The organism is Metabacillus rhizosphaerae, from assembly GCF_037201795.1.
Taxonomy (GTDB): domain Bacteria; phylum Bacillota; class Bacilli; order Bacillales; family Bacillaceae; genus Metabacillus; species Metabacillus rhizosphaerae.
Window position 1 is genome coordinate 2,755,437 of sequence record NZ_CP147403.1, and the last position, 11,656, is coordinate 2,767,092.

Consider the following 11,656-nt stretch of genomic DNA (forward strand, 5'->3'; position numbering starts at 1 on the left):
TCAGAATTAAGAAAAAAAGACATTCACTATCAGGAATATGAAGAAAATCAAAGCAATATTAGAAAGTATAAATTATTTGTACTAAGTTTAATGTCAGATCCGTCATCTAGCATTTCTAATAAAAAACAAAGAGTCTGGTGAGTGGGAAAATGAAAATATTTCAATATGTTTTAGGTCAGAAGCCTATTTTAATAGTCATGTTTTTAATTAACTTTTTCGGAACCTTTTACGGTTACTATTGGTACAGATATCAATTGTCTGAAACTCCAGCACACTTTTATTTATTTGTTCCTGATAGTCCCACTGCAAGTTTATTTTTTTTGATTGTTTTACTCGGGTTTTTAATTCGTAAAAACTTTCCTCTAATAGAAGCTTTAGCGATTGTTACGCTATTCAAGTATGGGATTTGGGCAGTCATAATGAACATCTTAGTATTGTTGATTGATGGAAGTTTACCTTGGGAGGGGTACATGTTAATTGCATCCCATTTTGGAATGGCTATTCAAGGCTTACTTTATGCACCCTATTATCGCTTTAAAGCTTGGCATTTATTAGTTGCTGCTGTTTGGACTTTACATAATGATGTAATTGACTATGTTTTTGGGATGATGCCGCATTATAGCATGTTAATGGATTATAGTAATCATATTGGTTACTTTACATTTTGGCTAAGTATTATTTCACTTTTAATTGGTTATGGTTTAGTACTGAATAAACGGTCTTACAAATTATCTCTTCCAAAATAAAAACTTTTTTAGCTTGAATAATTTGGTCTAACCTTGTCCATTTCTACATACGATTCTTAGTAGAAGTTCTAGGGGGGACAAGGATGAAGAAATGGATAGTCGCACTCATAATTGGAATGGTGCTGATTCACATAAAACCAGCACTTGCAGAAGAAACTTATGACTGGGAATCGTTAAATCAGATTTCTGATTCAGCATTACAACTAGCGAAGCAAGAACGCTTTAGCGAGTCTGCCCAATTACTTGAATATTTTGCTGTTAAATTTGAAGAAATACCAATTGATAGAGAGTATATATCACTAGACCATTTTCGAACCATTACTAGTACTCACAAAAATGCAAAAGATATCATACAGGATGAAAAGATAAGTACAGATGAAAAAGTTCGTTCCTTAACAAAATTCCGCTTAGTTGTAGATGCGATGGTATCTGAACATCAACCATTGTGGGGTTCGATGGAATCTTCAATTATGGAAACATTCTCTCAAATGAAAAGTGATGTTGAAGAAGGGGACAATCAATCTTTCCAACATGATTGGAATCAATTCTTAGCTCTATATGAGGTGATTTATCCCAGTATACAAGTGGATTTTGATAGTCAACGTGTTAAAAAGATGGATGCCCATATTTCTGTTGTAGAGGATCGCTTATTCCAAGAGATTCCTGAAACAAGTCGTGTAAAGCAATTAGCTATCATGGAAGAGGAATTAAAAGCACTTTTTGAGAGAGTGAAAGAGGATGAGGCAGATCCATCATTACTATGGGTAATAATTTCAACGGGGGGTGTGATTTTATTATCACTATCATACTCAGGTTGGAGAAAGTACCGAGGAGAAAAGGAAAAGCAAGCAAAAAGGGAAAATAATAATCAATAGAAAAGAGAGGTTGAAATTCTAACCTCTCTTAGCTGCTGTATTACTAGTAATTATCCACGATCTACCTTTGAATAGGTTTTTTATTTTCATCTAACGTAAATCCCTCACCTAAAACATCGTGGACATCACTAACAGCTACAAATGCATGTGGATCAACAGAAGTAATAACACTTTTCAATCTAACAATTTCATTTTTTCCTACTACACAATACAAAACATCTCGATTCTGCTTTGTAAATGACCCTTGTCCTTTTAATACAGTTACTCCTCGATCCATTTCTTTCATAATTCTTTTTGAAATTTCCTCAGATTGACTTGAAATAATAGTAGCACCTTTTGCTGCATAGGCTCCCTCTTGCATAAAGTCGATTACGCGAGCTCCCACAAAAACAGCTACAAGTGTATACATTGCTTCTTTGTAGGAGAGGTAAGTAATTAACGACAATGTAATGACACATAGGTCAAATAGAAACATTGTTTTTCCCATACTCCAGCCTAAATAACGATGAGATAATCTAGCGATAATATCTACTCCTCCAGTTGTTCCACCATAACGAAAAATAATACCTAACCCGATACCAAGTGAAACTCCAGCGAAAAGAGCTGCAAGCGTTAAATCATCATTTAATGGCATATTAATTTGATAACGTTGAAAGATCCATAAGTACACCGATAAACTAATCGTACCAATCATTGTGTATAAAAATGAAGTTCTTCCTAGAACCCGCCAACCGATAAAAAACAATGGTATATTTAATAATAAATTGGATATTGATGGATCAAACTTGAACAGGAAGTACAACATGAGGGTAATACCAGTGAACCCACCCTCTGCCAAATTATTTTGCATATTAAAATGTACAAGCCCAAAACCAAATATGGCTGACCCAATTAAAATAAAAAGTATGTTTTTTATACGAATATCACCAAACATTAGACACCTCCCAAAATGCAACCATGGCAAAAATATTATAGTTGATAGAAAGTCAAGGTGCAAATTTTGAAAAAATGATGACGAAATAATTGTAAAACTTAATTGTATTAGCTAACATTATATTGATAAGTAAATGAGGTGAAACAAATGGAGCATAAAACGATGAAAGACCTTCAAAATGATGTTGACCAATACATAAGCGGGTTTAAGGAAGGATATTTCTCACCGTTAGCAATGATGGCTCGAATTTCCGAAGAAGTTGGCGAGTTAGCTAGAGAAATCAATCACTATTATGGTGAAAAGCCCAAAAAGGCTTCTGAAAAGGAAAAGGAAATAGAAGAAGAACTGGGGGATGTTCTATTTGTTCTAATATGTCTTGCTAATTCATTGAATATAGATTTGGAAAAAGCACACGATCTTGTTATGAATAAATTTAAAACAAGGGACAAAGATCGCTGGACGAAAAAAGAATAGCAATGCGGATACACATTGTTTAGTATAGGACAAATAATTCGCAGAAGCTAGAAACTATAATAAAGGAGTTTGGAAAATGAAAGAGATTAAAATTGTCATCGCAGGGGCTCGTGGTAGAATGGGAAGTGAAGCAGTTAAGCTTGTTGAGGAAACCACACACTTTTCATTAGTTGCAGTTGTGGATCATAAACATGAAGGAAAAAGCCTAAAGGATCTTGATGGATTTGATGTCGATGTGCCTATCTATACAGATATAGATAAATGCTTTTTTGAAACGAGTCCGGATGTATTAATAGATTTGACTACACCAGAGATTGGCAAAATACATACAAAAAAAGCCTTGTTAAATGGGGTTAGACCTGTAGTGGGTACAACAGGGTTTTCTGAGGATGATTTAGCAGAGCTTCAAGAACTAACAACTGAGAAAGGTATTGGAGCTATTATTGCACCGAACTTTGCAATAGGAGCGATCTTAATGATGAAATTCTCTCAGATGGCAGCAAAGTATCTTCAAGATGTTGAAATAATTGAACAACATCATGATCAAAAATTAGATGCTCCTTCTGGTACAGGGTTAAAAACGGCAGAAATGATCGCAGCAGTTAGAGAAGAGAAGCAACAAGGTCACCCAGATGAAAAAGAAATTCTTACTGGAGCACGAGGTGCAAATTATAAGGGGATTCGTCTACATAGTGTACGCTTACCTGGTTTAATTGCACATCAAGAAGTTATGTTTGGTGGGGATGGACAAACATTAAAAATTCGTCATGATTCATATAATCGCGCATCGTTTATGTCAGGAGTTAAACTTGCTGTGGAAAATGTGATGAAAGTAGATTTATTAGTGTATGGATTAGAAAACATTATTGAATAAAGGGGAAAATTAAAATGAAAATAGCATTAATTGCTCATGATAAAAAGAAAACGGATCTTGTTCAGTTTGTATTGGCATACAAACCGATCTTCAAAGATCATGAACTATTCGCTACAGGGACAACAGGGTTAAGAATTCAAGAAGCTAGTGGTTTATCGATCCACCGTTTTCAATCAGGACCACTTGGAGGAGATCAAGAAATTGGTGCACTTATTGCAAAAAATCAAATGGATATTGTTATTTTCTTTAGAGATCCATTAACCGCACAACCACATGAGCCTGACATTACAGCACTTATTCGTTTATGTGATGTTTATTCAATTCCACTAGCAACAAATATGGGGACAGCCGAGATCTTGATCCGTGGACTAGAACGTGGTGATTTAGAGTGGAGAGAGGTTATTCATTCTAAAAACAATTGATGTTTTTTGAGCAACTACATTTTGGTGAAAATAGAATATTGTACAATTCCCATACAAAGATAATGGAGAGGAAGGAGTATGCTAACCATTTATTAAAACCAAAGTTACAGAATGGTTAATTAAATGGTTAGCGTAGCTTTTTAGAGTATCCTTCTTTAGCTAAGGAGAGGAAAATGAGTAAATTACTAGATATGCTTGCAATTGGTGCTCATCCTGATGATGTAGAAATTGGGATGGGTGGATCGATTGTAAAATATGCAAATAAAGGCTTTAAAATTGGAATTTGTGATTTAACAAAAGCAGAACTTTCCTCAAATGGTACGGTTTCTGTCCGTCAAGAAGAAGCAAAGCGGGCAGGGGAAATTTTAGGTGTGACTAAGAGAATTCAATTAACATTGCCAGATCGTGGACTGTATCTAACAGATTCAGCAATTCAATCGATTGTAACAATTATTAGAGAAAATCAGCCGAAAATTATTTTTGTACCCTATTTTGAAGATCGCCATCCAGATCATGGACATTGTGCGAGACTAGTAGAGGAAGCTGTATTCTCCGCAGGAATTCGTAAATATAAGGATACATTGGACCTACCTTCACATCGTGTACAATCCATTTATTATTATATGATTAATGGGTTCCATAAGCCTGATTTTGTTATCGATATTTCAAATACGATCGATAAAAAATTAACAAGCTTAAGAGCATATGAAAGTCAGTTTGAAAAGTCATTGGGTTCAATGGAAACCCCACTAACAAACGGGTACATTGAATCTGTTGAGAGCAGAGAAAGGCTGTATGGGAAAGAGGTTGGTGTCATGTACGCTGAAGGATTTAAAACGAAAAATCCAATTCTACTTTCAGAAGATCTTTTAGGTGAAAGACAATGAGAAAAAAATTAAAAATTGGCATAACCTGCTATCCTTCTGTAGGAGGATCTGGAGTTGTTGCAACTGAGCTTGGAAAGCTACTTGCAGAACGTGGACATGAAATCCACTTTATTACCTCAAGTCTACCTTTTCGCTTAAATAAAGTATATTGTAATATAACATTTCATGAAGTTGAAGTGAATCAATATTCAGTCTTTAAATATCCACCATATGATTTAGCATTAGCAAGTAAAATGGCTGAAGTTGCTAAAAGGGAGAAATTGGACTTATTACACGTTCACTACGCAATCCCACATGCAATCTGTGCTTATTTAGCTAAGCAAATGGTTGATGATGATCTTAAAATTGTTACTACACTACATGGTACGGATATTACAGTTCTAGGTTATGATCAATCACTTTCAGATTTAATCCGCTTTGGAATTGAAGCATCAGATAAAGTAACCGCTGTATCAAATGCTTTAGTTAGTCAAACCAATGAGTTAATCCAACCTAAAAAAACAATCGAGACCATTTATAATTTTATTGATGATCGAGTGTATCAGAAAAAAAATGCATCACATCTTAAAAGAGAATACGGAATTGGTGATGATGAAAAAGTCATTATACATGTATCTAATTTCCGAAAAGTAAAACGTGTGCAGGATGTCATTTATTCTTTTCATTTAATCCAACGCAAGATTAATGCTAAACTATTACTAGTTGGTGATGGACCAGAAATGACATTTGTAAGCAAACTTGTTCGTGAATTAGGTCTTACCGACAAAGTTCTTTTTCTAGGTAAACAGGATAATTTAGAGGAATTATATTCATTAAGTGATCTTATGTTATTACTCTCAGAGAAAGAGAGCTTTGGTTTAGTTTTATTAGAGGCAATGGCGTGTGGAGTCCCGTGTATAGGAACTGATACAGGGGGAATTCCTGAAGTTATTACTGAAGGTGAAACAGGATATATATGTGATATTGGCGATATTGAAACAGTCGCATTCCGTGCTGCCCATATATTATCAGATGATGAATTACATAAAAAAATGTCAGATCATGCTATATTTAACGCAAGAAATTCTTTTCATTCTGACAAAATCGTCTCCCAATATGAATCAATCTACTATGACCTGATTAAAACTTGAATGATGTAATTACATACCCTTCAAAATGAAGGAAATAATATGGTGGTAAAAACAAATTAAGCTTGATATTAGTTTATCAAGCTTAATTCGTCAATTTCGACTTGAGTATGACAAGGAGTAGAAAAATGGAAACCCCATTTGATAATGCAAAACCTATTTTAGAAAAATTACATATTGCTGGCTTTGAAGCCTATTATGTTGGTGGAGCAGTTCGTGATCACCTCTTGAATCGAAGAATAGGAGATGTCGATATTGCTACTTCAGCAAAGCCAAAAGATGTACAAAATTTGTTTGAACATACTATTGATGTTGGAGCAGAGCATGGAACAATCATTGTGCTGCACAATAAAACGCCATATGAAGTGACAACCTATCGTACTGAATCAGAATATGTAGATTTCCGTCGCCCTAAAGAGGTTTCATATATTACATCCTTAAAAGAGGACTTAAGGAGAAGGGACTTTACAATAAATGCAATGGCAATGGATATAGATTGTATTATTCTAGACTATTTTAATGGAAAAGCTCATTTAAGTGAAAAGCTTATTCAAACTGTTGGTTCTTCATCTGAAAGATTCACCGAAGATGCTTTAAGAATGCTCCGTGCTGTTCGATTTGTTAGTCAATTGGATTTTACGCTATGTCCTGAGACTAGATTATCTATTAAAGATCATGTACATCTTTTAGAAGTCATTTCAGTAGAACGAAAAACCATTGAGATTGAGAAGCTTCTTAAGGGGATAAACCATAAAAGCGCACTTGAAATCATATTAGAAACAGGAATGAATGATTATTTACCTGGTCTAGAAATGAAACAAGATGAATTGAAGAAGCTTAGAACATATAACTTAGAAAATCTGAAAACAAGTGAAGAACTTTGGACGATATTTACATATTGTATAGCCCCGCGGTCTGTCCAAACATTCTTAAGAAAGTGGAAATTACCAGTAAAGCTCATTAAGGTAGTGGAAAAAAATATAGAATATTTAACAGTCGTAAACGAGCAATCTTGGTCTGACTTTTTATTATATGAAGCTGGGATTGAAAGAGCTGTTACAGTAGAACGAATTCGTTCGATAATGACAGACCCATTGAACTTTGATGCAAACGTAAAGAGGATAAAGAATTTAATCCTTGAATTACCTATTCAACACAGAGAACAGCTCGTAATTACAGGACATGATGTTATTCAATATATAAATAAACAACCAGGTCCTTGGGTTTCAAAAGCAATTAAAGAGGTTGAGAAAGCAATTATTTCGAAAAAAATAGAAAATAATAAGTCTGCTATAAAGGAGTGGCTAATAAGATGCAAACTGGACTTCGAACAAAACTATTAAAAGCCTTCTCTACAGCAGATGGGGAATTTTTATCAGGTCAAAAAATTAGTGAAACGATTGGTTGCTCAAGAACAGCCGTATGGAAACATATAGAAGAGCTAAGAAAGGAAGGCTATGAACTAGAAGCTGTTAGAAGATTAGGGTATCGCATAAAGAAAAAACCCGATAAAATTAGCAGCAATGAGATTCACTTAGGACTAAAAACACAGATGATGGGTCGTACCATTCATTTTGAAGAGACGGTTACCTCTACACAGAAAATAGCACAAAGTTTAGCAAATGATGGTGTACAAGAAGGAACAATTGTCGTGGCAGACCAACAAACTAATGGAAGAGGGAGAATGTCTAGAGCTTGGTATTCACCAAGTGGTACAGGAATTTGGATGAGTATGATTATTCGACCTAATATTCCTGTTAACACAACACCACAGCTCACACTTCTCACTGCAGTTGCTATTGTACAAGCTATAGAGGAGCTTACACCACTCAAGCCTGATATAAAATGGCCAAATGATATTATGATTAACGGAAAAAAAGTTGTAGGGATATTAACAGAATTACAGGCAGAGGCAGATCAAGTCCATTCGGTCATAATTGGCACAGGTATTAATGTTAATCAGAAAATTGAGGATTTTCCCGAAGACTTACAAAATATTGCTACATCCATTCTTATTGAAACAGGAACATCTTGGGAAAGAGCACAACTTATTCAAACGATTTTATTAAGGTTTGAAAGTCTATATTCCTTATTTTTATCAAAAGGATTTAAACCAATTAAACTCCTTTGGGAAAGCTATGCAATAAGTTTAAATAAAGTATTGATTGCCAGAACTCTCAAAGGCACTGTTGAAGGAATAGCTATTGGTATCGATGATGATGGTGCTTTGTTAATTGAAACGTGTGAAAAAAAGATTGAAAAGATTTACTCTGCAGATATCGAATTGAAATAACAGAAATTCATTTTTCACCGCTTAGGAAATTTTAAAATTCTTAAACTGTGTATTAGCGCACGACATCCAGCTCCAGCGCCTAGCCCCACTAGGGTCTAGCTAATTAGAATTGAAGGCAAAGAACGCCTTCTAAATCATCTTATGCTTGTTGTTGTCGGGGCGGATCAAGGCGCTTGCGCTTTTGTTCCTGATGGTAATATGGATTACTTTCTGCTATACTTTCACTTGGGTAGTATCTATTAGAACTACACCTCATTGAAGTGGGAATAATTAATTCATGAAGTATTCTACTTTAGTTAATAGTAATAGTAGAGTGTTTAAACACAACTTATTGAAATGAAATTCTGCCTTGATCCAAAAAGGACTAGGACAGAGGGATGAAAACCGATTTTAGTATGCCTACAAATCCTTCTTTCTTTGTCGAAAGAAGGATTTTTTCGTTGAAAAAACGTTTAAATTGATATTTTCTCCCCCGTTCCTAAAAATGAATTGACCGTGGTACAAGAAAGTATGGAAGTCGTTATGTAAATTTGATTCAATTAAGGAATTTTATAAAAACGACCAAAAAATTCATAACTTTTGGATAAGAAAAATGCCACTAGACCTTGGGGATAAAGCCCATTTTTTCTACTAAATAGGAGGGGTATACATGAAAACTAGAATTGATTTTATGAATATGAAACAAAATAGAGAACCAATTACAATGCTAACTGCCTACGATTATCCAAGTGCAAAACAAGCTGAGTATGCTGGAGTAGATATGATTCTTGTAGGAGATTCATTAGGAATGGTTGTACTTGGATATGACTCTACAATACCCGTCACAATATATGATATGATTCATCACACAAAAGCTGTTAAACGTGGAGCGAAAAATACATTTGTTGTAACAGATATGCCATTTATGTCTTATCATCTTTCAAAAGATGAATCATTGAAAAACGCAGCAAGACTTATGCAAGAGGGTGGAGCTGATGCTGTAAAGGTTGAAGGTGCTGATGGTGTTACAGATATAATTGCAGCACTTACGTATGGTGGTATTCCAGTTGTTGCTCACCTCGGACTTACTCCACAAGCAGTAAATGTACTAGGGGGTTATAAAGTCCAAGGGAAAAATGCTGAGGCTGCGAGAAAACTAATTGAAGATGCTAAGAAATGTCAAGCTGCTGGTGCTATTGCTCTTGTGTTAGAGTGTGTTCCCCGTCAAATAGGAGAAGAGATAACGAAGCAGTTAACGATTCCGACAATAGGAATTGGTGCTGGTTGCCAAACTGATGGTCAAGTTTTGGTTTATCACGATTTAATAGGTTACGGCTCAGGCAATGTACCAAAATTCGTAAAACAATACGCTCAGGTAGCTGTAACAATTGAGACAGCAATTAGTCATTATATTTCTGAGGTAAAGAAAAGATCTTTCCCCGAAGAAAAGCATTCTTTTAATATGAAGGAAGAGGAGCTTAATGGCTTATATGGAGGGGTTAAGAAATGAATGTTGTAACGACTAAGCTGGAATTAATAACGAAAATCAATAGATATAAAGAAAGGAATCAAACAATAGGCTTTGTGCCGACAATGGGATATTTACATGAGGGTCATATGAAATTGCTTGAAGAGGCAAGAAAGGATAATGATATTGTCGTCTTAAGTATTTTCGTAAATCCACTACAGTTTGGTGTTAATGAGGATTATGATTCATATCCGAGAAATCAACAAAGAGATGAAGAACTTGCGAAATTATCAGGGGTTGATCTATTATTTAGCCCTTCTGTACCAGAAATATATCCAACTGAGCCTTCATATACAGTTAAAGTCCAATCTCGTGTGAATGTTTTATGTGGGAGATCAAGAAAAGGACACTTTGATGGAGTAGCAACAATATTAACTAAACTATTTAACCTCATCAAACCTGACCGAGCATATTTTGGAATGAAGGACGCACAACAAGTAGCAGTCATAGATGGGTTAATAACAGAATTTTATTTTCCAATTGAGTTAGTATCAGTCCAAACAATTAGAGAAGCTGATGGACTCGCTAAAAGTTCGAGAAATGTAAAATTAAACGAAAAAGACCGCAATGAAGCACCAGTTATTTATAAGAGCTTGTCTAATGCAAAAAATGAAATTGCAAAAGGTGAACGTGATAAAGAAAAACTGAAAGCTCTAATTACTACCACCATTTCACAGGAAACAGATGGGGAAATTGATTATATAGAGATCCTTTCCTATCCAAATTTGGAGGAAATAGAGGTAATTAGGGGAAAAGTGATTATTGCCATCGCTGTCAAGTTTACAAACGCAAGGCTAATTGATAATATAACGATTGAAGTTAAATAAAACAGATCTTTATAGTAGAAAATGCAAGATTTCAAATATAGATTAAAAGAAGAATCGGGGGAGAAGTCATCATGTTCCGTACAATGTTAAATGCTAAAATTCATCGTGCTCGTGTAACGGAAGCAAACTTGAATTATATAGGCAGTATTACAATAGATGAAGATATTATTGATGCAGTAGGTATGATTGCGAACGAAAAAGTTCAAATAGTTAATAATAATAATGGTGCCAGATTTGAGACTTATATTATTGCAGGTGAAAGAGGTAGTGGAGTTGTATGTTTAAATGGTGCAGCTGCACGATTAGTACAAGAAGGCGATGTTGTGATTATTCTAACCTACACGCTTGTTGCGGAACAACATGTTCCATCACACAAACCAAAAGTTGCAATTATGGATGAAAATAATAGGATTGTTGATATTTTAGGACATGAACCAGCAGCAACAATTTTGTAAATTGAATAGTTAACCTGTCAATTTCGAGGTCTGGCTCTCAAAAGACTCTAGGATTACTGTTACTAAATAACAGGGATTTTTAGTCTTTTAAAATGAGTCAGTCCTTTTTTTGATTAAAAATATGATATAGTTAAGTTAAGATTTTCGAATCATATGTAGTAGGTCAGATTTCCTTATGAGTATACATGTTAACAACTATTAGTTAGCTTTATGGGACCCATTGGATTAACAACTT

The 11,656-nt window shown here is 34.8% G+C and carries 13 protein-coding genes; 12 read left to right on the forward strand and 1 reads right to left on the reverse strand.

Annotation, left to right across the window (positions count from 1 at the left end):
- Positions 1-149 precede the first annotated feature (149 nt).
- A complete protein-coding gene (locus WCV66_RS13490; RefSeq protein WP_066331887.1) occupies positions 150-746 on the forward strand; it encodes a DUF1405 domain-containing protein in 597 nt (198 codons plus the stop codon).
- A gap of 83 nt (positions 747-829) precedes the next feature.
- Positions 830-1,621, forward strand: coding sequence for a sporulation protein YpjB (gene ypjB / locus WCV66_RS13495; protein WP_338789323.1), 792 nt, complete (start codon positions 830-832; stop codon positions 1,619-1,621).
- 61 nt (positions 1,622-1,682) lie between these two features.
- Here ypjB and WCV66_RS13500 read toward each other — a convergent pair whose 3' ends face one another.
- Positions 1,683-2,555 (reverse strand): YitT family protein, encoded by an 873-nt coding sequence (locus tag WCV66_RS13500; protein WP_338789325.1) that lies wholly within the window; start codon positions 2,553-2,555, stop codon positions 1,683-1,685.
- Positions 2,556-2,702: 147 nt separating this feature from the next.
- On the opposite strand from WCV66_RS13500, the gene WCV66_RS13505 reads away from it, so the two are divergent.
- The 10 genes from WCV66_RS13505 (at position 2,703) to panD (ending at position 11,421) form a co-directional block, all read left to right on the forward strand.
- Entirely contained in the window at positions 2,703-3,029 is a 327-nt protein-coding gene (locus WCV66_RS13505) for a nucleotide pyrophosphohydrolase (protein WP_066331877.1), read from the forward strand.
- Between the two features lie 76 nt (positions 3,030-3,105).
- Positions 3,106-3,903 carry a 4-hydroxy-tetrahydrodipicolinate reductase gene (gene dapB, locus WCV66_RS13510; RefSeq protein ID WP_066331873.1) on the forward strand — a complete coding sequence of 266 codons (798 nt, stop codon included), beginning with the start codon at positions 3,106-3,108 and terminating at the stop codon, positions 3,901-3,903.
- 14 nt (positions 3,904-3,917) lie between these two features.
- Positions 3,918-4,325 carry a methylglyoxal synthase gene (gene mgsA / locus WCV66_RS13515; protein WP_066331868.1) on the forward strand — a complete coding sequence of 136 codons (408 nt, stop codon included), beginning with the start codon at positions 3,918-3,920 and terminating at the stop codon, positions 4,323-4,325.
- 173 nt (positions 4,326-4,498) lie between these two features.
- Entirely contained in the window at positions 4,499-5,212 is a 714-nt protein-coding gene (gene bshB1, locus WCV66_RS13520) for a bacillithiol biosynthesis deacetylase BshB1 (RefSeq protein WP_338789326.1), read from the forward strand.
- Positions 5,209-6,342, forward strand: coding sequence for an N-acetyl-alpha-D-glucosaminyl L-malate synthase BshA (bshA, locus tag WCV66_RS13525; RefSeq protein WP_338789327.1), 1,134 nt, complete (start codon positions 5,209-5,211; stop codon positions 6,340-6,342). The genes bshB1 and bshA overlap by 4 nt, the downstream gene beginning before the upstream one ends.
- A 125-nt stretch (positions 6,343-6,467) precedes the next feature.
- The gene (locus WCV66_RS13530; protein ID WP_338789329.1) at positions 6,468-7,682 is read left to right on the forward strand and encodes a CCA tRNA nucleotidyltransferase; all 1,215 of its coding nucleotides are present in this window, start codon (positions 6,468-6,470) and stop codon (positions 7,680-7,682) included.
- Entirely contained in the window at positions 7,652-8,632 is a 981-nt protein-coding gene (locus WCV66_RS13535) for a biotin--[acetyl-CoA-carboxylase] ligase (RefSeq protein WP_066331845.1), read from the forward strand. The genes WCV66_RS13530 and WCV66_RS13535 overlap by 31 nt, the downstream gene beginning before the upstream one ends.
- Before the next feature lie 649 nt (positions 8,633-9,281).
- A complete protein-coding gene (gene panB, locus WCV66_RS13540) occupies positions 9,282-10,121 on the forward strand; it encodes a 3-methyl-2-oxobutanoate hydroxymethyltransferase (protein ID WP_338789331.1) in 840 nt (279 codons plus the stop codon).
- Entirely contained in the window at positions 10,118-10,966 is an 849-nt protein-coding gene (panC, locus tag WCV66_RS13545; protein WP_338789332.1) for a pantoate--beta-alanine ligase, read from the forward strand. Before panB ends, panC begins: the two co-directional genes overlap by 4 nt.
- A gap of 71 nt (positions 10,967-11,037) precedes the next feature.
- Positions 11,038-11,421: an aspartate 1-decarboxylase gene (gene panD / locus WCV66_RS13550; protein WP_066331824.1), complete on the forward strand. Its 384-nt coding sequence runs from the start codon at positions 11,038-11,040 to the stop codon at positions 11,419-11,421.
- Positions 11,422-11,656 lie beyond the last annotated feature (235 nt).